General features: G+C 64.4%; 20 protein-coding genes and 1 pseudogene. 5 read left to right on the top strand and 16 right to left on the bottom strand.

All coding sequences use genetic code 11. The annotated features are described in order from the left end of the window. Positions 1 to 17: 17 nt before the first annotated feature. The 11 genes and pseudogenes from BIO17B3_RS02225 to BIO17B3_RS02185 all read right to left on the bottom strand — a co-directional run bounded on the left by BIO17B3_RS02225 (position 18) and on the right by BIO17B3_RS02185 (position 9814). Positions 18 to 1547, bottom strand: a complete 1530-nt coding sequence (locus BIO17B3_RS02225; RefSeq protein ID WP_156052845.1) for a methyl-accepting chemotaxis protein — start codon at positions 1545 to 1547, stop codon at positions 18 to 20. Positions 1548 to 1594: 47 nt separating this feature from the next. Then, positions 1595 to 2560: a chemotaxis protein gene (locus BIO17B3_RS02220; protein ID WP_013105512.1), complete on the bottom strand. Its 966-nt coding sequence runs from the start codon at positions 2558 to 2560 to the stop codon at positions 1595 to 1597. A gap of 30 nt (positions 2561 to 2590) precedes the next feature. Next, a complete protein-coding gene (locus BIO17B3_RS02215) occupies positions 2591 to 4093 on the bottom strand; it encodes a methyl-accepting chemotaxis protein (protein WP_304940267.1) in 1503 nt (500 codons plus the stop codon). Between the two features lie 54 nt (positions 4094 to 4147). After that, entirely contained in the window at positions 4148 to 4507 is a 360-nt protein-coding gene (locus BIO17B3_RS19440; protein ID WP_232054347.1) for a CZB domain-containing protein, read from the bottom strand. A 66-nt stretch (positions 4508 to 4573) separates the two neighbouring features. Further along, a pseudogene (locus BIO17B3_RS19435) lies at positions 4574 to 4918 on the bottom strand (methyl-accepting chemotaxis protein); the annotation flags it as partial. A 511-nt stretch (positions 4919 to 5429) separates the two neighbouring features. Further along, positions 5430 to 6182 carry an MBL fold metallo-hydrolase gene (locus BIO17B3_RS02205; protein WP_013105515.1) on the bottom strand — a complete coding sequence of 251 codons (753 nt, stop codon included), beginning with the start codon at positions 6180 to 6182 and terminating at the stop codon, positions 5430 to 5432. Continuing rightward, entirely contained in the window at positions 6179 to 6793 is a 615-nt protein-coding gene (locus BIO17B3_RS02200; protein ID WP_156052842.1) for a chemotaxis protein, read from the bottom strand. Before BIO17B3_RS02200 ends, BIO17B3_RS02205 begins: the two co-directional genes overlap by 4 nt. A gap of 14 nt (positions 6794 to 6807) precedes the next feature. After that, a complete protein-coding gene (locus BIO17B3_RS19120) occupies positions 6808 to 7920 on the bottom strand; it encodes a chemotaxis protein CheA (protein ID WP_232054346.1) in 1113 nt (370 codons plus the stop codon). Positions 7921 to 8140: 220 nt separating this feature from the next. Next, positions 8141 to 8821: an Hpt domain-containing protein gene (locus tag BIO17B3_RS19115; RefSeq protein ID WP_232054160.1), complete on the bottom strand. Its 681-nt coding sequence runs from the start codon at positions 8819 to 8821 to the stop codon at positions 8141 to 8143. 19 nt (positions 8822 to 8840) lie between these two features. Next, on the bottom strand, positions 8841 to 9398 hold the full coding sequence (locus BIO17B3_RS02190) for a protein phosphatase CheZ (protein ID WP_156052841.1): 558 nt from the start codon (positions 9396 to 9398) through the stop codon (positions 8841 to 8843). Continuing rightward, on the bottom strand, positions 9395 to 9814 hold the full coding sequence (locus tag BIO17B3_RS02185; RefSeq protein ID WP_041608586.1) for a chemotaxis response regulator CheY: 420 nt from the start codon (positions 9812 to 9814) through the stop codon (positions 9395 to 9397). Before BIO17B3_RS02185 ends, BIO17B3_RS02190 begins: the two co-directional genes overlap by 4 nt. A gap of 155 nt (positions 9815 to 9969) precedes the next feature. On the opposite strand from BIO17B3_RS02185, the gene BIO17B3_RS02180 reads away from it, so the two are divergent. The 5 genes from BIO17B3_RS02180 (at position 9970) to fliW (ending at position 13741) form a co-directional block, all read left to right on the top strand. Next, positions 9970 to 12060 carry an EAL domain-containing protein gene (locus BIO17B3_RS02180; RefSeq protein ID WP_156052840.1) on the top strand — a complete coding sequence of 697 codons (2091 nt, stop codon included), beginning with the start codon at positions 9970 to 9972 and terminating at the stop codon, positions 12058 to 12060. A gap of 107 nt (positions 12061 to 12167) precedes the next feature. Beyond that, positions 12168 to 12500 carry a flagellar biosynthesis anti-sigma factor FlgM gene (gene flgM / locus BIO17B3_RS02175; protein WP_156052839.1) on the top strand — a complete coding sequence of 111 codons (333 nt, stop codon included), beginning with the start codon at positions 12168 to 12170 and terminating at the stop codon, positions 12498 to 12500. Between the two features lie 12 nt (positions 12501 to 12512). After that, complete coding sequence (locus BIO17B3_RS02170; RefSeq protein WP_156052838.1) at positions 12513 to 12941, top strand: flagella synthesis protein FlgN; 429 nt, start codon at positions 12513 to 12515, stop codon at positions 12939 to 12941. A 24-nt stretch (positions 12942 to 12965) separates the two neighbouring features. Beyond that, positions 12966 to 13229 (top strand): carbon storage regulator, encoded by a 264-nt coding sequence (locus BIO17B3_RS02165; protein ID WP_156052837.1) that lies wholly within the window; start codon positions 12966 to 12968, stop codon positions 13227 to 13229. Between the two features lie 68 nt (positions 13230 to 13297). Beyond that, on the top strand, positions 13298 to 13741 hold the full coding sequence (gene fliW, locus BIO17B3_RS02160; protein WP_232054159.1) for a flagellar assembly protein FliW: 444 nt from the start codon (positions 13298 to 13300) through the stop codon (positions 13739 to 13741). 40 nt (positions 13742 to 13781) lie between these two features. Here fliW and BIO17B3_RS02155 read toward each other — a convergent pair whose 3' ends face one another. The 5 genes from BIO17B3_RS02155 to flgK form a co-directional block, all read right to left on the bottom strand. Next, positions 13782 to 14522, bottom strand: coding sequence for a flagellar brake protein (locus BIO17B3_RS02155; protein WP_156052835.1), 741 nt, complete (start codon positions 14520 to 14522; stop codon positions 13782 to 13784). A gap of 11 nt (positions 14523 to 14533) precedes the next feature. Then, complete coding sequence (locus BIO17B3_RS02150; RefSeq protein ID WP_156052834.1) at positions 14534 to 15814, bottom strand: EAL and HDOD domain-containing protein; 1281 nt, start codon at positions 15812 to 15814, stop codon at positions 14534 to 14536. Between the two features lie 124 nt (positions 15815 to 15938). Then, the gene (locus BIO17B3_RS02145; RefSeq protein ID WP_156052833.1) at positions 15939 to 20183 is read right to left on the bottom strand and encodes a rhamnan synthesis F family protein; all 4245 of its coding nucleotides are present in this window, start codon (positions 20181 to 20183) and stop codon (positions 15939 to 15941) included. Between the two features lie 4 nt (positions 20184 to 20187). After that, the gene (flgL, locus tag BIO17B3_RS02140; RefSeq protein WP_156052832.1) at positions 20188 to 21441 is read right to left on the bottom strand and encodes a flagellar hook-associated protein FlgL; all 1254 of its coding nucleotides are present in this window, start codon (positions 21439 to 21441) and stop codon (positions 20188 to 20190) included. Between the two features lie 17 nt (positions 21442 to 21458). Beyond that, on the bottom strand, positions 21459 to 23462 hold the full coding sequence (gene flgK, locus BIO17B3_RS02135; protein ID WP_156052831.1) for a flagellar hook-associated protein FlgK: 2004 nt from the start codon (positions 23460 to 23462) through the stop codon (positions 21459 to 21461).

Genomic DNA, 23462 nt, shown 5'->3' with positions numbered 1-23462 from the left:
GGGTCAGATGACCGACTTCAAATAAACGCCAGCCGCACGGCGCCCCAATGACGGCCGCCCACGCTCACCGGGCGCGATAGCTCCTGCATGATCTCGCCGGTATCGCGGGCATAGACCTGCAGCAGAAAGGGGTTGGTGTTTTGCGCGGCGGCCAGACCTACCGGATCGTTGAACAGTCGCATGGAGCGGTTGCCCGCCAGATCGGTGGCGTAGTCGCCGGTCAGCGGGCGATCGAACACGCTGTTGTGCGCCGCAGCGTAGCCGTTGCGGTCCACCAGCAGCGCAAAGCGGTATTGCTCGCTCTTGCCCAGCCATGCGTCCTCGATGGGCTGGATGCGGCTTTTGATGAACTCGGTGAAGCGGGTGCGGAATTTCTGCGGCTTGGTTCCGGGCACCGGCTCGTACTGTTCGTCCCACAGCGCCTGCTCGGTGAGCGCGCCGCTGGCCAGCGCCTGAGCGAGTGCGGCCTCGATCTCTTTGCAAACGGCGTCGAGATCGCGCATCACCTGGCTGGTTTTCGAGGCGGTGACGAATTGCGTGGCCGCCTCGAACAAGGTCTGGCTGGCGTTGAGCGACTGCTGCACTTCGTCGGCAATGCGCTCACTGGTGGCGATGGTCTGGTTGGCGCTGGCCTGTACCGTGCTGGACAGTGCGGCGAACTGGCCGCTAATGGTGCGCACGGCGTCCACCTCGTGACCGAGTTGGGTGTAAACCTTGTTCACGCCGGAATTCATCGCCTCGATGTTGCGGGCGATGTCCTGGAAATTGGCCGACATGGCTGTGGCCAGCGCTTTGCCGTTGTCCATCTGCGCGGCGAACTGCTGGGTCGATTGCGTGACCACTTGCAGGCTGCGGCTGACTTCGGCGGCGAAGGTGGCGATGCTCTGCACCGATTGCTGCGTGTTCATCGCCAGCTTGCGGATTTCTTCGGCCACCACGGCAAAGCCGCGTCCAGCCTCGCCCACGCGGGCGGCTTCGATATTGGCGTTGAGCGCCAGCAGGCTGGTTTTCTGCGCGATGTCCTTGATGACTTGCGTGACCGCGGTGACTTGCGCAAAGCCTTTGCCGAGCGCCTGAATTTCGGTCTGGTTCTGGCTCGTGGTCTGCGCCAGTTGCTCGAACACCGCATTGGCCTCATGCGCCTCGCGCGCGCCGCGCGTGCTGAGCAGAGTGATGCTTTGCGAATCGGCCCGCAGCGCCTCGGTTTGGCCCTGCACCCCGACGATGCCGCGGATGAAGGTTTCCAGGCTTTCGCCCATGGCGCCGATGCGCTCGGTCTGCTCCTTCGCATGCCTTTGCGCGTCCTGCGTGGCGGTGCGCGCCTCGAAGCTGATGCGCGCAATGCCGTAGGCCACCCCGGTGGCGTTGTGCGTGGTGGTATCGACCAGATGCGTGACCAAGGCGAGGAATTCATCCAGGCCCGCGCCGCACCCTTGGGGCGCCGTTTGCCGCAGGTCGACCGGGCGCTGGGTGAGCAAGTGCTGCAGAAATTCCGCCGGGGTGTTGCTACTGGCTTCTGCTGGGGGTGCTGAGGGCGTGGTATGCATCGGTCGATTCGCTTTGTTAAACCGCTTGAATGAAAAAACGGGAGCGTTCAGGCGTGCGCGGCAATCGCCTTGCGAATGGTCTGCGCCAATTCGTCGGCGACGAACTTCGCCACATAGGCATCGGCGCCCACGCTGCGGGCATGGTCCTCATTGGCCGAGCCCGACAGCGAGGAGTGGATGACCACCGGAATGTTCTTGAAGCGCTCGTCCTGCTTGATGTGGCGGGTGAGGGTGAAGCCGTCCATCTCAGGCATTTCCAGGTCGGTGAGCACCAGCTGCACCTTGTCTTCGATGCGCTTGCCCTCGGCGCGCGCCTCGTTCGCCAGGGTTTGCAGGCGCTCCCAGGCTTCCTTGCCGGTTTTGGTGCTGACGAAGGGCGCGTGCAGTGCCTGCAAGGCCTTCTCGATCTGCGCACGGGCCACATAGGAGTCGTCGGCCGTGAGAATGACCGCGCCGGGCTTCAGCCCCAGCGCCGGGCCCATATTGTGGGTGTCTTTCACCTCATGCACGCGTGAGGGCAGCACATCGCGCAGCACCTTTTCCACATCGAGCACCAGCGCCAGCCGGGTGGTCTGATCGTCTTCCAGGCGGGCGATGCTGGTGACCATGCCGCCTACGGCGTTGGCCTCGGCCGACAGCACCTTGCTCCATTCCAGCCGCACGATTTCTTCAACCTCTTCCACCGCGAAGCCCTGCACCGAGCGCTCGTACTCGGTGACGACCAGAATGTTCAGCCCGGTCTTGGGCACGCAGCCGACCACGGCCGGCAGGTCGATGACGGGGATGATCTGGCCGCGGATATTGGCCACGCCCAGCACATGTTTGGGCGCACCGGGCATGACGGTGACCTGCGGCATCACCAGCGCCTCGCGCACCTTGAATACATTGATGCCGAACAGCTCGCGCCGCGACGATTGCGGCTCTTCGCCAAGGCGAAACAGCAGCAGTTCGAATTTATTGGTGCCAGCGAGGTTGGAACGCTCGTCGACTTCTTGCAAGACGTTGGAATTCATGGTGGGGTCCTGTGGGCTGCAATGAATGAATCAGGGAATCTGGCGCATCAGCGCTTCCAGACGGTCGGTGATGGTGTCGCTCAAGGCTTCCAGCCGGGTGGCCAGCTCGGTGGTGCGGGCAGTGTTGTCGGTGCGGATGGCTTCGACCAGTGCCTGGCCGGTGCGGTGCACGTCCTGGTGAACGGAATCGACGCCGACAAAGCCGGCATCGCTGCCAAAGTAGCCCGCGCCCGCACCGAAGTACCACTTGCCGAAGAAGCAGCCGTGGAAGTTCGACACATCCATGTCGATCTTCTCTTGCTTCTGCGCCGCGGTGAGCAACTGGCCGATCCACTGGTAGTGCATGGCCAGCGAGACCCGCAGGGTGACGGCGGGGTCAAGCCACTTCGACACCGCGGTGACGCCGGTCTTGAGCTGCTCGCGTGAGGTGCGGATGAGGGTCATCATGGCCTCGAAGCGTTGCACCAGCACCTGCATCAGCGCGGCGGCCTGTTCGGCATCCAGGCGCTGGCGGTCGGCGTCGCTGACCAGTTGGCGCATCAGAGCGGTCTGCTCGGTCGTGACTGTGCGTACCTTGCCGAGCATGCTCTTGACCTCGACCAGCGTTTCGCCGGTGTTGGTGACCAAGGCGCCGACACGCTGCACTCGTTGCACCGAGCGAGCCATATCCACCCCGACGTCGGACGACTGGTCGCGCAGATTGTGGGTGAGGTCTTCGATTTCATGGGTGATGCGGGCGGTTTTGCGCGCCAGATTGCGCACCTCGTCGGCGACCACGGCAAAGCCGCGGCCATGCTCGCCGGCTCTAGCGGCCTCGATGGCGGCGTTGAGCGCCAGCAGATTGGTCTGCGAGGCGATTTCGCTGATGCCCGCAGTGAGCGTCTCGACTGAGCGCACGGCATCGACAAAGCCGGTGAGCTTGGCTTCGGTGTTGGAAATGAAACGCGACACATCGGCCACTTCTTCAAGCGTGGTGGCGATGGCTTTTTCACTGTGCTCGATTGATGTTTGCGTGGCTTGTACGCCGCTGCGCAAATCGTCGAGCTGGGTTTGCGCGGTGTGGGTTTGCAGGGCTGCGCCTTGCAGCCGCGCCGCCATATCGCCCACCCGCTGCGACAGGCCGTGGATGTCGTGATCGAAACCGGCGGTGCGGCTTTCGGCGAACGCGAGCGACTGGGTGGTGGTGCGCAGCGCGTCCACGCCGTGCAGCAACATCTGCCGCACGCCGCCGAGCTTGCGCGCCCAATCGTCGGCGTCGATCAGGTCGATATCGCGCAGCGCGGCTTCGCCCTTGCCGCTGATCAAATCGAGCACGGCTTGCAGCACGCGCTCGCGGTCTTCGCGTACGCGCTCAAGCAGCCCGCCGGGGGGGACTTGAGCTCCGGTGTTGACTGAGGTTTGTTTTTTCTCACGGCCGCCCTCTCCACCCCAACCCTCCCCAGCCTGTGGAGAGGGAGTCTGGTTGTCTCCTCCTCCACGCAGTGGGGGAGGTTGGGAGGGGGAGGATGCGTCCGCATCCACGAGGGTTGCCATGTCGGGGCTGTCGGGTTCCACTGACTGTCTCCGGTTGTCGGGTCGGGCAGGGCTTCAGCCGACCTTGCTCTGGCTCTCGATGGCATCGCTGAGCGCCTGCAGTCGGTCGACGATCAGATCTTCTTGATCGCTGAGTGAGCTGGAAAGACGCGCCACCTGATCGCGCTGACCGCCGTGCACCGCTTCGAGCAGTTGCTTCGCGGTGGCGTGAATCTGCGCATGCGGCGCTTCGAGCGCGCGGAAGGCGGAGAGGCCGCCAAAAGTCGCCACGCCCTGGCTGTCATACCACTTGCCCAGGCGGCAGTTGTGGTGGTCGGTGACTTCCGTGGGGAGCTTGGCCTGTTTGTCCTTCGAGACTTCGGCCAGGATGTGATTGACAAAGTCTTTGTGATCTTCCTGCGCCGACTGCAGCATCATGCGCGTGGCGTTGGTCTGCATATTGCTGACCTGGTTGTTCATGCGAACCACGACCGACTGCACCAGATCGAGCTCCTTGCCCGAATTGGCGCTGGTGGTGGCGATGTCGTGGGCCTGCTGCCCGATGGCGGTGGTGTTTTCCTCCACCTCGGCGGTGGCGACCTGTACCCGGCGCGCCAGATTGCGCACTTCGTCGGCGACCACGGCAAAGCCGCGGCCATGCTCGCCGGCTCTGGCGGCCTCGATGGCGGCGTTGAGCGCGAGCAGATTGGTCTGGTAAGAGATTTCGCGGATATTGCGCACGATGGCGCTGATGGCGTTGACCTGTTCTTGCAGGTGCGAGACTGCGGCGCCGTTGCCGTTGATGGCGCGGCCCACATTGCCAATGGCGGTATCCACCGAGGTCATGGACTGGCCGATATCGCCAGCCGCGCTGTTGAGGGTGCTGACGACCTCTTTGAGCCGATCGCTCACGGCGCTGATGTCTTTGAGGTGCGACACATCGCGCCAACTGGCGTGAAAGGCGATGACCTGGCCTTGCGGATCGCGCACCGCAACGAAAACAAGCGCGAAGATCACCTTGCCCACGGCCATCTCCTGCACATGCTTGTCCAGGCTACCGTCGGCCAGACGCCGCAGGATGGCGCGGATGCGTTCCGGGTCTTTGTGGAACTGGTGGATGGAGTGGTGCAGGGCGTTGCGCACGTCGGCGCCGCGCAGCGCCGAGTTGAGGGTGGTGTGAAACCGCTCCATGGTTTCGCGCGCGGCGCGGTTCATGTAGAACACGGGGTTTTCCATGGCGGCGTCGGCCTCGGCCAGCATTTCCAGGCTGTCGAGCGGTTCCAGAGCTTGTTGCAGATAGTGGAGGGCGGTGGCGTCCATGATGGTGACGAGAGAAATTAGGGTGAGATGGGGGGGCTTACTCGATGGCCGAGCCGACCTTGAGTGCGTCGAACCAGTCAATGAAGCGCTTGACGTTCTGGCCGGTATAAATGGCGCCGTGCTGCGGGGCGAGAAAGTCGATGTCCATCTTCGAGACACGCTCGCACCAATTGCGCTTGGCGGCCATCGACGGCATCCAGCGTTTGTGGAAATACTCGGCAGACTTGATGTGCTCGTCGAACGCGGCGGGTGATTCGATGTTGCGGCGATCGACGAAGGGCGCGTGACCGGCGGGCAGCAGCGCCGCGCCCACATCGCCACAGAACAGCACTTTGGCGAAGGCGTCATAGACGTGGAAGTTCGCCGAAGAGTGCAGATAATGCGCGGGGACGAACTGCAGCCGGGCGGAGCCCAGAGTCATTTCGCCGCCTTCATCGGGAATGTCGCGCAGATCGGCGTCGAGCGCGCCGTAATGGCGGATGAAGCCGCTCCACAGCTTGGGCACATGCCAGGCGATGGTCGGGCTGCAGGCGTTCCACAGCGGCAGGCTGGAGGCGATGTCGGGGTCTTGATGGCTGACGAAAGCGGCTTTGAGCGAGCCGGGTGGGGCCACTTCGACCAGGGCGCTGAAAACCTGCGGGAAGATCTCGAATCCGCCCGGATCCAGGATGAGGGTTTGGTCGTCCACGCTCAAGGCGTAGACGTTGGAGTCGATGACGCGGCGCTCGTCCTGGTCGTAGATGATGTTCCAGTGGTGGTTACCCTGGCTGAAAAATTGCAGCGATTTCATTCGATGATCCTTTCAATTTGTTCGCGATAGGTGCGCAGCAATTCCTGCACGCCGCTCACAGACCGATCCATTTCCAGCGAAACCTGCGCCAGCGGCGCGCTGACCGTGCCTTTCAGCGCCGCTTCGATGCGGCCATTGACCACGACATAGTCGAGCTCGGCAATGACGGACTGAAAGCGGTCGAGCGCCGAGTTGAGCGCCAGACCGGCGCGGCGGCTGCCCGCAGCGTGGCGATCCTGCATGTCTGCGTGCTGGCGCATGCGCTCGGCCAGCGAGGGGCAATGCGCGGTGGCGGCGTTGTGAATGTTGCGCAGGCTTTCCATCTGCTGCGCATCGCGCAGGGTTTCCATGAAGTGCAGCATCAACGGGTTGATGAGCTTTTGCACCTGTTCGGCGGCAGCCTGCATGGCCTGCGCGCCTTCGCGGAAAGCCTGCGCCACCACGCCGTAGCCGGCGAGTTCCTTGCCGTGGCGCTTGACCAGCACCTGGGCGTTGAGCGCTTTGCGGTCGATTTCGCGCAGGCGTTTTTTCAGAGCGCCCTGAAAGGCGTAGGTGGCGTCGGCCACGGCGATGAAGTCGCGGCGCAGGGTGTCGAGAGATTGGTCGTCCATGATGGGTCAGTGGGTCAGCTCTTGCGTTGCACCCGGGCCAGCGCGGCGCCGTCGAGAATGAGCACCACCTCGCCGTTGCCCGAGATGGTGGCGCCTTGGTAGAGGGTGTCGTTGGTGGAGATGTCCAGTGGCTTGACCACCGAGTCTTCGGTGCCCATGGCCTCGGAAACCACCAGCAGCCCCTGCTCGATGAGAATGCCTTCGCTCTGGTCTTTGAGCAGCTCGATCGGGCGGTCTTGCAGCAGTTGGCCGAGATCGATGTAAGGCACCACGCGGTTGCCATCGACCTGCACCATCAGCCGCCCGGAGATGGAGTGCACCTGCTCGGGGTCGATGGCGAGCAGGTTTTCGATGGCCGCCACCGGCAGGGCGTAGGTTTCGCGCCGCAGGCGGAAATACAGCACCGGCAGCACGGCCATGGTGAGCGGCAACTCCAGCGTGTGGGTGCTGCCCTTGCCCAGCGTGGTGTCGATGTCGATGCGGCCGCGCAGCGAGGCGACGGTGGAGCGCACCACATCCATGCCGACGCCGCGGCCGGAGAGTTCGCTGACCTGCTCTTTGGTGGAGAAGCCGGGCAAAAAGATGAGTTCGAGCATCTCGCGCTCAGACAGCCGCGCGGCTTCCTGCGCGGTGATGACGCCTTTGGAAATGGCGTGCTGCATGATTTTTTGCGCGTTCATGCCGCGACCATCGTCGCCCACCTGAATCTGCACCTTGTCGCCCAGATGGCGGGCGAGCACGCGCAGCACGGCCTCCTCGGGCTTGCCGGCCTGACGGCGTACCTCAGGCTCTTCGATGCCGTGGTCGAGCGCGTTGCGCACCAGGTGAATGAGCGGGCCGGAGAGCGCATCGACCACGGTCTTGTCGATCTCCACGTCTTCGCCTTCGATGTCCAGCCGCACTTTTTTACCCAGGCTGCGCGAGGCGTCGCGCACCACCCGGGGCAGGCTTTGGAATAGGCGTTTGCACGGCTGCATGCGCAGGCGCATGACGGTGTTTTGCAGGTCGTTGACGGCGAGATCGGTTTCGCGCGCCAGCCGGGCCAGGGCTTCGTCTTCCTGCGCCATGCGGGCCACGGCGGCGCTGAGTCGGTTGCGCAGCAGCACGAGTTCGCCGACCTGGTTCATCGCCTGGTCGAGCCGGGTGGAATCGACGCGGATGGAGGTTTCTTCGGCGGCGCTGCCGTTGGCCGAGCGTGCCGACGGTGCCGCGGGCTCGGCTTTTTGCGCGGCTTTTTGCTCGGATTTTTGCGCAACTTCGGGCGCTGGCGCGCTGGTCTGACCCGGCGCGTGGCCAGCGCCGTGAATCTGGTCGAGCACGCGCTCGAATTCGTCCTGGGTGATCTCGTCAGCGGTACGGCTGGCCGACGCCACAACGGCGCCAGCAGGTGCCGCGCCCGGCGCCTGGCCTGTGCCGTAGAGGTCGTCGAGCACGCGCTCGAATTCGTCTTGGGTGATGGAGTCGCCGTTTGCGGAGGCGGGGGAAGTGGGCTCGGCGTCGGCGGTGCGGCGTTCGGCAAACAGCCCGGTGCTGCCGCTGTCGCGTTCGGTCTGCGTGACCCAGAGGCCTTCCCGCACGACCTCGGCGGGGGGGGGGCGACTTGGCCGCTTTATTCGTTGCTTCCTTGGCCACTTCAGGCAGCGCGGGCGTTTCGCCGCGGGCGAAAGCCTGGATGTCTGCGCCTAGCGCGGCCGGGCCGGGGGGGGGATTTTCGCCGCGCGCCATGTCGTCGAGCATGGCGGTGATGACGTCGGTGGCGCGCAGGATGGCGTCGATCATCGGCGCGGTCGCACGCAGTTTGCCGCTGCGCATTTTGTCGAACAGGTCTTCGAGGTGGTGGCACCAGTCCACCATGTTCTGCGCTTCGAGAAAACCGGCGCCGCCCTTGAGGGTGTGGAAGGCGCGGAAGATGGCGCTGAGCGCTTCGCTGTCGTCGGGCTGAGATTCCAGCCGCAGCAACTGGTCTTGGGCCTGGCTCAGCAGCTCGCGCGATTCGGCGAGAAATTCCAGCAGGATGTCGTTGTCCATGATGGTGGGGCGGAAGGTTTCAGATGCCGAGGTCGCGCAGCAGGGCGTCCACGTCATCCTGGGCAAAGGAGGGTCCGGCGTAGGTGGGAACTCCGTTGAGCGGCGCGGCGCTGTCGGCCGCCGGGGCCGAAGCCTCGGGAGTGGCCGCGGGTTGAAGGTGCGGGCCGAGTTGCTCGACGGCGGCACGGATGCGCTGCTCCACCGCCTGCAGCAGATGGATGGTTTTTTTCAACCGCTGCCCGGCGAGATCCTGCCCCTGCTGGCTGGCGAGAATGGTGTGGAACTGTTGTTCCAGGCGGTCGAGGCGCTCGTCGATGAAACCGCCGTGCGTGGCGCGGATGGCGGCGATTTCGGTGAAGCCGTTTTCCACCGCTTCGAGCGTGGACATGGCCTGGGTTTCGGTCAGGCGCAGCGCTTCTTCGAGCGGATGGCTGGCCTCGGGCAGATCGCTGGAGGCGGCCATGATGCGGCGCACGCCTTCGTGCAACAGGGCGTCGGCCTCGGTGAGCTTGTGCAGCGCGGTGGAGGCGGCCGCGGGCTGCGGCGTTTGCGTGGTGGTGGCGCGGTCGAGACTCATTGGGCCGCTCCCGCTGCCGCGTTGAGGCGCGCCATGATGGCGTCGAGCTTTTCTTTGAGCGTCTGTGCGGTGAAGGGCTTGACGATGTAGCCGTTCACCCCCGCCTGCGCGGCGGCGATGATGTTTTCTTTCTTGGCTTCGGCCGTGACCATGAGCACCGGCAGGCTGCGGATGGCGGGGTTGTCGCTGGCGCGGATGTGTTTGAGCAGGTCGATGCCCTGCATCACCGGCATATTCCAGTCGGTGACGACGAACTCGATACCGCCGGCCTGCAGCCGACGCCAGGCTTCTTCGCCGTTTTCCGCCTCGTCGATATTGCCGGTCACATAGCCGGTCTGCATCAGCAGGCCGCGCACGATGCGGCGCATGGTGGGAAAGTCGTCAACAACCAGGAATTTCAAGGTGGGCCTCGTAATGGTTTTGTCTTGCGTTTGAAGTAACGGCACGCGGGGCGGGAACTTGAATCGCTTTGGCGGCGCGGCAATGGAAATCGAGGCGGACTTGTTTCAGGTCAACAGGATCGAATGTTTCGCTTGCCTGCCCTTGGCATCGATCAATAGCATGGCGCCCCATGTTTGAAAAATTGAATATCTCAGCCGAGCCGCCAGCGCCCGCCGAGCAGCAGGCGGCCTTGCGTGCGCTGCTGGCGGCAGTGCAGCCCGATCTCAATAGGGTGGTCGAGGCTTTCATCCGGCAGTTCTACGACGAGCTGCTCAAGCAGACCCGGTTTTCGCGCGTGCTCAAGTTGTTGTCGGTGGCCGAGTTTTCGCGCCTGCGCAACAACCAGGAGCGCCATCTGCGCAGTCTGTTTGTCGGCAGCAGCGAAGCTTCGGTGCGGGTGGCGCGGCATGTGGGGCGAGTGCACGCGCTCATCGGGCTCGATGCGTCGTGGCTGGTCGAGGCTTACGGGCTGTACACCCGCTTGCTGATCGGGCACTTTGCGGCGTGGGTCGAGCCGTCGGAGCGGGCGGCTTTGCTGCGCTACTTCATCACCCGACTGCAGGATGAGTTGCAGTGGCAGATCGAGGGGCACGAAGACATCGTCCGGCAGTTCGACGCGGCGCTGGTTCGCATCGACGCGGCCATTCTCACGGCGCACACCCTCAGCGATCTGTTGCGCGCCGTGCTCGGCGCGCTGGAAAACATCGAGGGTGTGCTGGCGGGCACGATTGGGCGGCCTGATGCGGCAGGCGTGGTGCAGTTCGAACACGCCTTCGGCAGCCGCTTCAAGTCGCTCTACCTCGACCGCATCGACTCGGGCGAAGCCGCGTTCACCACGGTGCGCGGCGATGCGGCGGAAGGCTTGGGCGTCTCGGGCCGCGCCTGGCGCAGCCGCGAGGTGCAGTACACCGCGTCGTATGCCTGCGATCCGGCGATCCTGCCCTGGAAAGATGTGGCGGACGAGCTGGGCGTGCGCAGCGCCGTGTCCATTCCCATTCTCGACGCCTCAGGCCAGCCCATTGCGTTGATGGATCTTTACAGCAGCTATCCCGGCTTTTTCACCAGTTCGACGCGCCGGGTGTTCGTCGAGCATCTGCAAAAGGTGCTGGGCTTGGCGTTTGCCCGTTATGCGCATAGTCCTTCGGGCGTGGTGCCTTACGCGCGACGGCAGTTCTATGTCGATCTGCTCGATCATTCGGGCCTGCAGATGCGGTATCAGCCCGTGGTCAACCTCAAGACGGGTCGGCCCGAGAAATTCGAGGCGCTCGCGCGGCTGCAGCGGCGCGATGGCGGCGAGCTGATCGCGCCGGGTGAGTTTCTGCCCGTGCTGGGCGCGCACGATATGTGGCGCTTGTTCAGTCTGGGCCTGGAGCAGGCCTTGCATGCCCGGCAGCGCTGGGCGCAGCAGGGTATCGACCTCGATGTGTCGGTGAACATGCCGCCCGTGGCGCTGAGCGATCCGCGTTATGTGGAGCGGGTGGAGCAACTGCTGCGCAGCCATGCGCTCGATCCGCGCCGCCTCACCCTGGAATTGCTGGAAAGCAGCGATCTCGACATTTCGGAGCGGCGCGACGCGCTGCTGGGGCGGTTTCGCGCCACCGGCGTGCGTCTGGCCGAAGACGATCTCGGCTCAGGCTACAGCTCGCTGCTGCGGCTCGACAGCTTTCCGTTCGACGAGGTGAAGATCGACCAGGGCCTGCTGGGCGGGCTGGGCAAGGTGCCGCGCCGGGCGCTCGATTTCATCCAGCATCTCACCCGGCTGGCACACGATCTGGGCAGCACCGTCGTGGTCGAAGGGCTGGAGTCGGCCGGGCTGGTGGAGGCGGCCATCATTCTGCAGGCCGACACCGGGCAGGGCTACGGGCTGGCTCGCCCCATGCCCGCCGACGCGGTGGTGGACTGGGTGCACGGATTTCATTTGACGATCAACCGCGATCATCCCCGCACGGCCCTGGGCATCTACGCGGCTCATCTGTTGTGGGAGCAGCGGCTGGCCTATATGACGCCCTGGCCCGACGCGCTGCCGCTCGCGGCCCGCGCCGCCACCGCCTTGCATCATTACATCGAGGTGGAGGGGCTGGAGGGCGGGCCGCTGCACCTGGCCTACCAGCGCCTCATCAGCGCCCTGAGCGAGGGGCTGGAGACGCCGGCATTCGCCCGCGCGCAGCAAGACATGCGTCGGCAGCTCGACCTGCTGGTGCGCGCCGAACTGGGGCAATGAAGGGGCGATAAGGGGGGCATTCGGCGGGAATTGCCAAAAAAGTCACACTTGCCCTAAAGTCCGGCAAAAGCGTGACGTTGAGCACTCCAACAGGAGAGAATGCCACCATGATTCCCATCCAGAATTCCCCCCTATCCAGCGCCTCGACTGCCGCCAGCGGCTCGGTTGCGGCTTCGCGGCGCGCGGGCTCGGTTGCCAATCCGGCGGTTAATCCGGCGGGCGCGGCGGCCACCGAACAGGTCTCCATCTCGGGGGCCGGGCAAATGCTCAACCTTGCCAGCACGCAGGGCGCAACGCCTCCGGCCAGCGACACGCGCATCAGCGAACTGCAAAACGCCATTCGCAGCGGTCAATACGTGGTCAATCCGCAGCGCATCGCCAGTGGTCTATTGCAGGACAGCCAGGCCCTGATCGGCGCGACCAAGCCTGCTTCCAACTGATCTGAACCCGCCATGTCGCAGTCGGTCGATTCTCTGCTTCGCCTGCAACTCGACAAGTTGCAGGCTTTCGACCGCTTGCTGATTGAAGAGCACGCCTGCCTGCTGCGCGCCGCCACAGATCAGCTGCCCGCGCTGACCGAGCGTAAAAACAGCCTGCTGGCCGAGATCGACGCGCTGGAGCGCGAACGCATCGTGCAGTTTGGCGCGCAGACCGAAGCAGGCGCTACATCCGCTCCCCCCTTGTGGAGCGCGGTTCAAACCCTGGCGCGGAGCATCGCCGAGGCCAATCAGCGCAACGGTGCCATGATCTCGGCGCTGGTGCGCAGCACCGAAGGGGCCTTGCAGATTTTGCGCGGCAACGCTGAAGGCGTCGATCTCTATGGCGCTCACGGCCAGGGCCAACCCGGCAGCGGCCCGGTTCGCCTGCAAGTCAGCGCCTGACAACCGACCCGCCGGGCTCGATGCATGCTCATACTGACGCGCCGCCCCGGCGAAGCCATCCGCATCGGGGACAACATCCGCCTGGTCGTGCTGCAGTCCGCGCCCGGCAAGGTGCGCCTCGGTATTGAGGGCCCGCTCGATCTGCGCATTCTGCGCGAAGAACTCTATGCCCAGATCAGCCAGGGCAACCAGGCTGCGGTGGCGCCGCAAGGGCTGTCACTGGCGCATTGGGTTTCTGGGTCGGTTGACGCCCCGGTTGACCTGCCCCCTCATGGAGAGTCGAGTTGAGCCTAGCCCAGCCAGAATCCGTTACGACGAGCGCGCTTGCGCAAGTTGGTGCAGCGCCGAGCAACGCCATGGAAGTGGCCACGCGCTTCGGCTTGCTACCCGTTGTGCAACACCAAATCTGGACGGTGTCGTCGCCGCTGCCGGGATTCGAGACCCTGCAGCGCTTTGTGCTCATCGGCGTGCAAACCGAGCGGCCCTTCTTGTGGCTGCAGTCGATCGACGATTCGGGGGTGAGCTTTTTGCTCGCGCCGGCAGCGCATTTTGGTTTGCGCTATGCGCGGATCGACGCGCAATCCCTGCCTATGGTGATGGTGCTGCTGCCCACGCAGAGTGGGCAGCAGCTGCGCGCACACGGACAGGCGCCCTTGGTGTTTGACGCGCAGTTGGGGCAGTTAGAGCAGCACATCGTCGAGGCTTCCGAGGTGGAGGGCGATGGTGTTTTCGCGCCTCTGGCCGAAGTGCTCGTGCCGCCAGGGCTGATGTCGCGCCTGCTGGCGCTGAATCCTCAGTAGCCGGGTTAGCAGCAAGGGCGGCACCGGGCAGCCGCCCGGTTCAGCGCCGAGCGTCTCTCAGCAGTTCGCGGTCGCGCCGCTGCACGTACTGTTGCAGGCGCTGCTCGAAGGCCGGGGCCATGTTCAGAAACTGAATGCCGAGCGGGCGCATGGGCTGCCGGGTTTTGGTGTCTCGCAACGCCCCGACAAAACGCACCTCTGCCTCCACCGCCAGTTCCACATCTTCCAGACTGAAGCGCACCATGGGGATGTATTCGCCAGTGGTCAAGGCGTAGTCGAGTGCCGAGGGCACCAGCAGACGCATGCCGTTGACGCTCAGGTCGTGGCATTGGCCGTAGAGCGGTTTGGCGCCGCGGCGCTGAAGGTCCACCGTGCTCAGATCGCCCGGTGCGACGGTGACACGGAAAAAATTGCGTCGCTGCAGGTAATAGATGAGATCGGGGTAGGCGATGCGCAGCGCGCCATAACCCTCGTAATCGATGCGCTCGATCAGCTTGGACTGAAAGCCGACGAACACGCCTTCGTACCGCCCGATGGTGAAAAACGGCGCGCCATTTTCCAGTCGGCGGTTGCCGCCGTCGGGGGTGAGTTCATCGATGATCAACCAGTGCTTGGGACGGTTGACCACCAGCAGCGCCGAGCTGAACTCTTCGGCCCGATCATGCGGCAGCACGGCCAGCGGCTCGTGGCGCTCGATGATTTTGTGCAGCACATGATCGGCTTTCTGCTCGGAGTTGACCTGATATTCCTCGCGGAACAGCTTGGCGGTGACCTCTTTCATGGAGAGCCTTGTCAGATGCCCAGCTCTTCCACCCAGGCGAGCGCGGCCAGATGAACGGAACTGACGCGCCAGCTCTGAATGCCCAGCGCCATGGCGAGGAAGTCGATGTTGTCGAAATCGCGTTGCTCGACGGCGCGGGTGAGCTGCAGATAGCTGCCGAAAATGCCGGTGTTGTCTTTCAAGGCCATGACGACGGGCTCGGACAGAGTGATTTCGGACAGCGCCTTTTCCATCGGCACGCCGAGCATGACGTCGAGCATGGAGAAGATGCCCACCACGAAGGCGTTATCGGCATCTTCGTCGGAAAGCGTGCCCTTGGCCAACAGCTCCATCATGCGGCCGCGGGTGATGGCGGTGCGCGCAATGGCCGGAGAAGCGGCATTGCCGGGCACGGTGGCGAGCAGCAATGCGAGCCAGCGGAACAGCTTCTTGTAGCCCAGAATGGCGGCGGCATGGCGGAACGAGGTGACTTCGGACATCAGCCCGAAACCCGAGGAGTTGATGTAGCGCAGCAGCTTGAAGGACAGCGCCGGGTCGCGCTTGAGCACCTGCTCGATCTCACTCAGTTCGGCTTGCCGCATAACCAGATTCATCAGTTGCAGCACATTGGCGTGCGCCGGGTTGATGACCTTGGCGCTGATGGTCTGCGGCCGGGCGAAGTAATAGCCCTGAAAGAAGTGAAAACCGGCGTCGAAATAGGTCTTGAACTGCTCGGGCGTTTCCACGCGTTCGGCCACCAGACGCACATTGCGCTGGCTTTCGGCCTTGCGCTGCAGGGCCACGGCCACGTTGGCCGAAAGGCTCTGAACATCCGCCTTGATGTAGCTGAGAAGCGGCAGCCAGGCGGCATACAGCGAGGCGGCGGCGAAGGGGCCGGCCGCAAGATGAAACCCGCGTTCGCACAGCGGCTTGAGCTGAGCGGCGACTTCGGCGATGCCCGTGGGGTCGTCGCCATAGATGCGCGGCACTTCGAGCACGATGCGATCTGGAAAAACGATGTCGAGATGTTCGGCCTTGAGGTCTTCGACCACGCAGTTGATGAAGGCGAGTTTTTCGCCAAACAGCCTCTCGGCGCCGATGTTGGACAGGGCGTTGAACAGCAGCACGCTATCGCTCTCGGCACTGTGCTCGGTGGGCGCGTGTTCGGCCGTGCCGCTTTCGCGCGCGAACAACTCGTAGCCGACGATCTGCTGTTTGCGGTCGACGATGGGTTGGCGCGCGATGTGCGCTTGCATGACCGCGCCCTGTGCTTCGGGCGTGTCGGTGTCTGGCGAGGTGAGGGGGCTGTTCATGAGAACGGAAAATGGAGTCTCGATCGTTGCGTTGATACTAGCAGCGGCCCAAAGGCGTTGACCTAGCGCTGGCCCGCCGTGTTGCGTAAAAACAGCCTCGCTTCGTTGCGCACTCAGCGTGACATCAGCGCAGCCAGGCTTTCAGCCAGGTGTCGAGATGGTCTTCCATCATCCAGTCGGCCAGCACCTTGGCGCGTAGCGCGTCGCCCTGGGCGCGCAGCGCGGCGCGGTCGGAGATGGCTTCGCGCAGCGCGCGCGTCCAATCGCGGTAGCGGTTGGCCACGCGGGTGACGGGAAAATCGCCCTGATACGGCGTGAGATCGGAGCAGATGACCGGGTAGCCGAGGATGCCGTATTCCAGCAGGCGCAGATGGCTCTTGGCTTCGTTGAAGGCGTTGTCTTCCAGCGGGGCGACGGCCAGGTCGAGATCGAGCACGGCCAGCTTGGCGGCATATTGATCGAGCGGCACGCCGGGGTGAAACTCCTTGACCAGCGGTTTGAGCGCTTCAGGGCACAGGCCGAAAAACACCCAGTCGACTTCACTGGCCGTATCGCGCACCAGATCGGCAATCAGTTCGAGATCGCCGGTATGGCCCACGCCGCCAGCCCAGCCCACGCGGGGCTTGCTGCGCTCGGCCCGCGCCGGTTGCAAATGACCCCAGCGCGCGGCTTCGAGGTAATTAGGCTGCACCACGACTTCGTCGGTGAAATGCGCATAAGCCTTGGCCAGCGGCTCGGTGGCCACCACCAGCCGGTTGCACAGCCCGGCGGCCTTGCGAAAGCGCTTGGCGATGTCTTTGTGGATGGTGCTTTTGTGCACGCTTTTGTGCGGCAGATTGGTGATGAGGTCGTCGATCTCGAACACGCGAAACGCCTTGATGGTGCGGGCGTGGCGCTCGAGCGCCTCGATCTGCGGCCACTCCATCTGCCGCTGTACAACCAAGCTGTCGGGCTGCATGCGCTCCATTTCGGCGGGCTCGAACAGGCGCATGGTCTCCCAGCCCTGGGTCAGCCCGGCGCGGTTGAGCGCGCGCATGGGCGCGATGATGCGGTACTCGCCGCAGCCTTCGCGGTCGGCCGAATGCACCAGCACCCGCGGACGGGGCCGCCAATCTGGGTCCCAGCTCAGGCAGGGCTGATCGTCGAGCAGAAAGTCGGTGCTCGCAAGGCTAAGGTGGCGGTTGTAGGCGGGGTCGAAGGCGAGCTGCGGTAGCCACTTGGCATACATGGCGTCTTTTTCGGCGGCGAAGCGTTTGAGCTTGGCGTTGTCAGGCTGGGTCTCGGTGCCGCTCTTCTGGCTGGCCGAGCCTTCGTGCATCAGCAGCGCGTAGGGTGTGAACACGATGCGCAGACCCGCCTCGCGCACTTTCAAACACAGATCGATGTCGTTGTAAGACACCTTGAAAGCCTGTTCGTCCAGACCGCCTACCTGCTCGTAAACGCTTTTGCGCACCAGCAGGCAGGCGCCGGTGACGGCCGAGAGATCTTGCGTGAGCTGGGCACGGCCGAAGTAGCCGCGGTCTTCGGGCGGGCGGCCGATGAAGGGATGCTCCGCCGGGCCGCGCAGACCGAGAATGACCCCGGCATGCTGAATCTTGCCATCGGGGTAGAGCAGCTTGGCGCCGACGATACCCACATCGGGCCGAACGGCGTGGCCCATCATTTCGTCGAGCCAGTCGTCGTGCAGCGCAGCGGTGTCGTTGTTGAGCAGCAGCAGATACTCGCCGCGCGCGGCGCGGGCAGCCGCGTTGTTCATCGCCGAGAAGTTGAAAGGGCCGGGCTGGCGCACCACGCGCAGGCGACCGCCGAGTTCGGCCTCCTTGGCTTCGATGGCGGCCAGATAGTTGCGCGCATCGATCGTCTGGCTGTCGTTGTCGATGATGAGAATTTCGTAAGCCGGATACTTGGTCTTTTCGATCACCGACTCCACGCAGCGCTGCAGCAGCGGCAACTGATCGCGCGTGGGAACGAGGATGGACACCAGCGGCCGCGCTTCGGGCAGCGGCCAGCGCACGCGGAACGAGGGCGGAAATGGCCCCGGCTGCACCTGCGCCGCAATGCCCAGACGCTCGAAATGGCGCTGCAGCGCCGAGTGCCCGGCTTGCAGAATCTCGGGCACCGATTTTTGCGTATGCCCCGAACCCTGAAGGCGGTGATAGAGCACCTCGGGCACATGGCCGATGGCGGCTTCTCCTGCCCCCGTGCGCTGCAGATGCTCCCACGCCCGCAGCATCAGGTCGTAGTCTTCGGCGCCTTCAGCCTGCGGGTCGAAGCCGCCAAGCGCCTCGAACAGATCGCGCCGGATCAACAGCAGCCCGCCGACATAGGGCAGGCTGCGCAGATAGTCGAGATTGAAGTCGGGCTTGCAATGCGGGTTGGTGTGCTGACCATCGGCGGTGATCTGATCTTCGTCGGTGTAGACGATCTGCCACTGCGGATGCTCGCGCACGGCATGCGCGATGCGGAACAGCGCATCAGGCGCGAGCTGGTCGCCGACGTCGATCAGACCGAGCCAGTCGGCGTTGTTGTTCGTCAGAGCGTGGTTGGCCGCTGCCAGCAGATCTTGCGCAGGAGAAGACGGCAGCAGGGATGACGGCAGTTCGGCCAGGTTATGAACTGCGAACCACTGGCCTGCGATGCTCTGCAGCGTGCCTTGCGCAGGGTGGCCGGGGTGCGGCAGCAACGCTAGCGTGATGCGCGGGGCGGTTGCCCCGCTTCGGCTCCAGTCGAGCACGGTCTGGAGCGCCCAGTCCCGTTCCTGCGGAAGCCAGCGACCTTCGGGCAGCCAGGGAACGATCGGCTTCGGCGGGGACGCCAGGAAGTTTCCGGCAGTGTCTGCGATCTGGAACCCGGCTTTCTCGGCGCTGAGGGCAAACAGGCGTTCGACCACGTGGGCCAGGGTGCCGTCGGTCTGACCGGTTTCGTCCTCGAAATCCGCGTCTTTCAGATCGAGTGCCAGCAGCGGGTCGAGCGCCTGGGGTCGGCACCAGAACATCGATCCGGCGAAATAGCCGTGCCGTGCCGGGTCTGGGGTGATGCCCATACGCTGCGCCTGCGCGGACAGTCGGGGAAAGTTGGCATCGCCACGCAGACCCAGCCAGAAGCCGTGGGGGCCGATGAGCCCTAGCTTGGGCTGCTGCGCGAATGCGGCAATCGTCTGTTCGGAGGCGTCGAGCAGTGCGGCCAGGAGTTCGCGCCGCCAGCGGTCGCCGTCCTTGTGCTGCAAAAACGGGATGTGGATGTTTTCGAGTTCTTTGAGGTGCGGGGATTTTTTGCCGTGGAGAAACAACAGTTGGTCGTAGTTGTGCGCCCGAGCCAGGCGTAGCAAGGCAAGGCGAGGGGCGATGTCACGGCCCTTGTTGGGATGGCGCATCACCACGGCGTCAGGCAGATCGCGCACGATATCGGTCAGTAGTTCCTCGCGGCCTTCGCTCAAGGAGACATACACATCGCAGGGCGCGGGCAGTGTTTTCAGGTGAGCAAGGAATTCCGGCCACAGATCGGGGTAGTACAGGTGCAGCAGCACTGCAGTCCCGTTTCCGTGCGGTCGACCCGCGTGCAGCACGGGAGATGGAACTTGAACGGGTTGCGCAGCGGAAGCCGCGCGGGTGGGAATGAATATCCGGTTCTGCGCCGGGTTCGGCCGCGCGCGATAGAACACTTGCAGACTGGTGAGTTGCTGATATTCGTCTGCGGTGACGTTTTTGACCACAAGGTGTTCAGTTTCGAGATTGGCCGGGAAGACGGTAGGCCGCGTCGTCTGGAAAAAGCGGCTGTCCGGGCCGTATGCCATCGCCTCGACGCTGTAGCCGGTTTGCTCCAGCATGCGCTGGCCTTCGTCGCGGGTGAAAAAACGCAGATGGGTGATATCGAGAATGCCGGACTGTTCATACGTCCACCGGCCCTCGGCGAGTTCGTTGATCAGCCACAGATTGCGCGCGTTCGGCAGGCTCACGAGCACCTGCGCATCGTCAGTCAGCCAGGGACGCAGGGTGTCGAGCGCGCGCCAGGGATTGGGCATGTGTTCGAGCACATCGGCCAGCACCAGGGTGTCAATGCTGGCGCTTTTCAGACCGTGCGCGGCCAAGTCGATGTCCTGCAGCAAACCGGGTATCACCCGGTGGTAATGCGCTTGCGCGAGATGAGCGACCTGCACATTTGCCTCGATGCCCCACAACTCGACGGCGGGAAATTTCAGCTTCAGCCCGGCGCCCATGGCGCCGGAAGCGCAGCCCACATCCAGCACGCGGCGCGGCGGCTGGCGCAGCAGGCTGAGAAGATCGGCCCGCGGGTTGCTGTGATAGGCGCCGACCTCTGCAGTGTCCGCCGAGTCGAGTGACTCCCAAAGAAGAGGGGAAGGTGAGGTCATGGTGTCAGAGGTATTGGAACAAGCTCAACCCCTGTACCTGCGTAAACGCCTTTTGCGCGGCCTGCAGGGCGGTGAGGCTGGACTGGTACTCGGTGATGACCTGTGGGTAATTGATGCTGGTGAGCTGGGTTTGCTGGGTTTGTAGTTGCAGGGTGAGGCTGGAATTCTGGGTCTGCACAGCCTGCACTTGCTGCAGGCGGCTGCCTATGCTGGCTTGGGCGCTGAGCAGGTTGGTCTGGCTTTGGTCGAGGCTGGCCAGGGCGTTGCTGATGGACTGTGCGCGCAAGGCGTTCGAGCCGGAGGTTTGCGCCGAAGCCGAGAAGGCCTGCGCCAGCGACTGAAAAGTCTGGAACAGGCTTTGCGGCGCGGCAGCGCCGATAGTGAAACTGTCGCCCGACGCCGGGGTGCCGACGATGGGCACGGTGATGGCCGGGGTGTTGCCGGGGGGCAGGCTGATACTCATGCCGGGAGTGAAGCTGCCGCTGGCGACCGGGCTGGCGGAGAACGCGCCGCCGGTGCCGCTGGCCACCGAGTAGGTCATCGACCCACCGCTGCCGCTGAAACTGATCTGGTACTGCGTGCCGTCGACCTGCAGGGTTTGCTGGGCAAGGGCGGTGTTGTTGACGGTGCCGGGCCCGGCGGTGGCGCCGCCGGTGTTGCTGCTAGCGGCGTTCACGCTGAAGGTGCCGTTGCCCGCGCGTGCATTCATGAACAGCGCGTTGCCGGGGTCGCCGATGGCGGTGTTCAGATTGGGGCCGAGCGCGAGCTGGTTCTGCCCACCATCGCCCTGGTATTGCACGCTGCCATCCGCCTGAATGACGAAGGGCTGGGCGCCGCTCTTGCTGCCGGCGAAAAGATAGTTGCCCTGGCCGTCTTGGGTGTTGGCGTATTGCGCGAGTTGCTGCACATAGCCTTGCATGGTGGCCGCGGCGTTTTGCAGGTCTTGCGAGCTGACGGTGCCGTTATTCATCTGCACCGCGAGTTGCCGCGCCTGGCTGACCAGAGTGGTGACGCTTTGCAACGTAGCGCTTTCGAGTTGCAGCGAGTTTTGCGCGTTCTGTCCGTTTTGCGCGTAGCCGGCCAGGCGGTTGATCTGCCCGGTGAGGGCGACGTTCTGCGCCGCGGCGACCGGCTGGTCTGAGGGGTTGACCAGGGTGCTGCCGGTGGAGAGCTGCTGGCTCAGGGTGCCCAGCGTGTTCTGCTGATTGAGGATGCCGGTGAGACTGGCGGCGTAGAACTGTGAGGTGCTGATGCGCATGGCGATGCCCTTCCTTTTTACTGCACGGCCTGCAACAGCGAGGTGAACAGGCTGTTGCCCACCTGAATGGCCTTGGCCGCGGCCTGATACGCCTGCTGATACTGAATGAGGTTGGTCGCTTCTTCGTCGAGATTCACACCCGAGACCGACTGCTGCGCGGCAGACGCCTGGGCGGCGACGGCGCTGGCCGCGCTCAGTGCGCTCTGCGCCAGGTTGCCCTGCGTGGCGACCTGGCTGACGAGCTGCGAATAAGCGCCTTCGAGCGAGGTGCTGCCGCCTTCGAGCGTTTTGGCGGTTTGCAGCGCGGCCATGGCCTGCGCATTGCCGCCATTGCCACCGCTGGCCGGGCTTAGGGTAAAGGCGTCGCCCGAGACGGCGGTGCTGCCGGCGAGGGTGACGTTCCAGTAGCCGCCTGGCGGGTTGTTGGCGTAAGGGATGGACAGCACCTGCCCGCTGCCGCCCAGGCTCAGGCTGCCGCTGGCCAGCACGGTGGCCGAGCCGGGTTGCGTGACCTGAAAGCCCACGGCGCCGCTGGTGCCGCCACTGGTGAGCGTGACCTGCAGGGGGGTCGGCACGCTCGCCCCCGAAATGATCAAAGCGCCGGCGCCGCTGGTGGCGCTGTATTGCCCGGCCGACAGGGTGAGGTTGCCCAGATTGGTGTTGACCAGGCTGCCCGACTGCATCTGCCCCGCGCTGGAAACATAGGGCGAGGCCGCGGCGATTTGCGTGGGGTTGGTGAGGATGGACTGAAAGTTGAGCGCCCCGTAGCGCGTGGGCTGCACCTCAAAGCTGTTGCCCGCCTGCGCCCCGCTGACGTTGACCTGCACGCCGTCGAAGCTCAGCACGGTGGCGCTGCCCGAGGCGCCCACTGTCGCCCCGCTGACGGGCTGCCCCGTAGCAAGGTTGGTGACCGACCAGTTGCTGCCGTCGTAGTTCAACCGGTAGTCGGCGGTGGTGAGCGCATTGGCATCGACCACGCTGCCGCTGATGACGGCATTGCCGGTATTGGCCGAGCTGGCGAGCACCTGCACCGGCCCGGCCTGAAATAGGGCCGCCCCGAACTGGCCGTTGAGATCGAGCCCCTGTGCCTGCTGGCTGTTCATGGCCGAAGCCAGACCGTCGGCGATGCGACCGAGCGCATTCTGCGCGGGCTGCAGCACCTGGCTGCGGAACTGCAGCAGCCCACCCAGCGTGCCGCCTTGCAGGCCCTGCGACAGCACCGCGCCATTGGAGGCGTAGGCCACTTCAAGCTGCGACGGGTCGAAGGCACTGGGCGTGGTTTTCAGGTCGAACGATTGCGCACCGGCCACCAGCACCTGGCCGTTGCCGGTGAACACGTTGACCTGATTGCCGTCTTGCGGCAGCACGGTCACGCCCACCTGGCCCGATAACTGGGTGATGAGCTGATCGCGCTGGTCGAGCAGCGAGTTGGGCGTGCTGCCGGTGCCCGAGAGGGTATTGATCTGAACGTTGAGCTGGGCGATCTGCTGCGTGAGGCTGTTGATGGCGGTCACGCTTTGGCCGAGTTGCTGGTTGACGCCATTGGCAGCGCTTTGCAGTTGCTGCGCCGAAGTCTGAATGGTCTGGGCCAGCGACTGCGACTGGCTGATGAGGCTTTGCCGAGACGGGATATCGGCCGGGTTGGCCGCGACCTGCGCCACGCCGCTGGCGAAAAACTGGTTGATCGAGGTGCTCAGACCCGAGTCGGCGCCGGCGATCAGATTGGCGATGGGCTGGATCTGGGTGTTGAGGGTGTTTGCGCCGCTGGCGGTGGCCGCCGTGCTCCAAACCTGCGACTGCAGATAGCTGTTGTAGCTGCGGGTGACGGCGTCGATCTGCGTGCCGTTGCCCAGATATTGCCCGCCGTACAGGCTGGGCGTGAGGGTGCTCTGCACCGCCGTTTCGCGGCTGTAGCCGGGCGTGTTGACGTTGGCGATATTGTTGCCCGTGACCTGCAGCGCAGACTGCGCCGCCTGCAAGCCGGTGAGGGCATTGTTGAGAAGCCCGCTGATGCCCGACAT

This window comes from Thiomonas sp. OC7, from assembly GCF_900634595.1.
GTDB lineage: Bacteria > Pseudomonadota > Gammaproteobacteria > Burkholderiales > Burkholderiaceae_C > Thiomonas > Thiomonas arsenitoxydans.
Note: the sequence above shows the minus strand (reverse complement) of the source record. Positions and strands in the feature narration are given on the sequence as shown.

What these genes read in the sequence shown, in the direction of transcription:
- flgL (WP_156052832.1), bottom strand. Translation starts at nt 21,441, where the DNA reads ATGCGCATCAGCACCTCACAGTTCTACGCCGCCAGTCTCACCGGCATC.
- BIO17B3_RS02165 (WP_156052837.1), top strand. Translation starts at nt 12,966, where the DNA reads ATGCTCATACTGACGCGCCGCCCCGGCGAAGCCATCCGCATCGGGGAC.
- BIO17B3_RS19440 (WP_232054347.1), bottom strand. Translation starts at nt 4,507, where the DNA reads ATGCTGCAGTCGGCGCAGGAAGATCACAAAGACTTTGTCAATCACATC.
- BIO17B3_RS02150 (WP_156052834.1), bottom strand. Translation starts at nt 15,814, where the DNA reads ATGAACAGCCCCCTCACCTCGCCAGACACCGACACGCCCGAAGCACAG.
- fliW (WP_232054159.1), top strand. Translation starts at nt 13,298, where the DNA reads ATGGAAGTGGCCACGCGCTTCGGCTTGCTACCCGTTGTGCAACACCAA.
- BIO17B3_RS02225 (WP_156052845.1), bottom strand. Translation starts at nt 1,547, where the DNA reads ATGCATACCACGCCCTCAGCACCCCCAGCAGAAGCCAGTAGCAACACC.
- flgM (WP_156052839.1), top strand. Translation starts at nt 12,168, where the DNA reads ATGATTCCCATCCAGAATTCCCCCCTATCCAGCGCCTCGACTGCCGCC.
- flgK (WP_156052831.1), bottom strand. Translation starts at nt 23,462, where the DNA reads ATGTCGGGCATCAGCGGGCTTCTCAACAATGCCCTCACCGGCTTGCAG.
- BIO17B3_RS02205 (WP_013105515.1), bottom strand. Translation starts at nt 6,182, where the DNA reads ATGAAATCGCTGCAATTTTTCAGCCAGGGTAACCACCACTGGAACATC.
- BIO17B3_RS02190 (WP_156052841.1), bottom strand. Translation starts at nt 9,398, where the DNA reads ATGAGTCTCGACCGCGCCACCACCACGCAAACGCCGCAGCCCGCGGCC.
- BIO17B3_RS19115 (WP_232054160.1), bottom strand. Translation starts at nt 8,821, where the DNA reads ATGGACAACGACATCCTGCTGGAATTTCTCGCCGAATCGCGCGAGCTG.
- BIO17B3_RS02170 (WP_156052838.1), top strand. Translation starts at nt 12,513, where the DNA reads ATGTCGCAGTCGGTCGATTCTCTGCTTCGCCTGCAACTCGACAAGTTG.
- BIO17B3_RS02200 (WP_156052842.1), bottom strand. Translation starts at nt 6,793, where the DNA reads ATGGACGACCAATCTCTCGACACCCTGCGCCGCGACTTCATCGCCGTG.
- BIO17B3_RS02220 (WP_013105512.1), bottom strand. Translation starts at nt 2,560, where the DNA reads ATGAATTCCAACGTCTTGCAAGAAGTCGACGAGCGTTCCAACCTCGCT.
- BIO17B3_RS02215 (WP_304940267.1), bottom strand. Translation starts at nt 4,093, where the DNA reads ATGGCAACCCTCGTGGATGCGGACGCATCCTCCCCCTCCCAACCTCCC.
- BIO17B3_RS02155 (WP_156052835.1), bottom strand. Translation starts at nt 14,522, where the DNA reads ATGAAAGAGGTCACCGCCAAGCTGTTCCGCGAGGAATATCAGGTCAAC.
- BIO17B3_RS02145 (WP_156052833.1), bottom strand. Translation starts at nt 20,183, where the DNA reads ATGACCTCACCTTCCCCTCTTCTTTGGGAGTCACTCGACTCGGCGGAC.
- BIO17B3_RS02180 (WP_156052840.1), top strand. Translation starts at nt 9,970, where the DNA reads ATGTTTGAAAAATTGAATATCTCAGCCGAGCCGCCAGCGCCCGCCGAG.
- BIO17B3_RS19120 (WP_232054346.1), bottom strand. Translation starts at nt 7,920, where the DNA reads ATGAACCAGGTCGGCGAACTCGTGCTGCTGCGCAACCGACTCAGCGCC.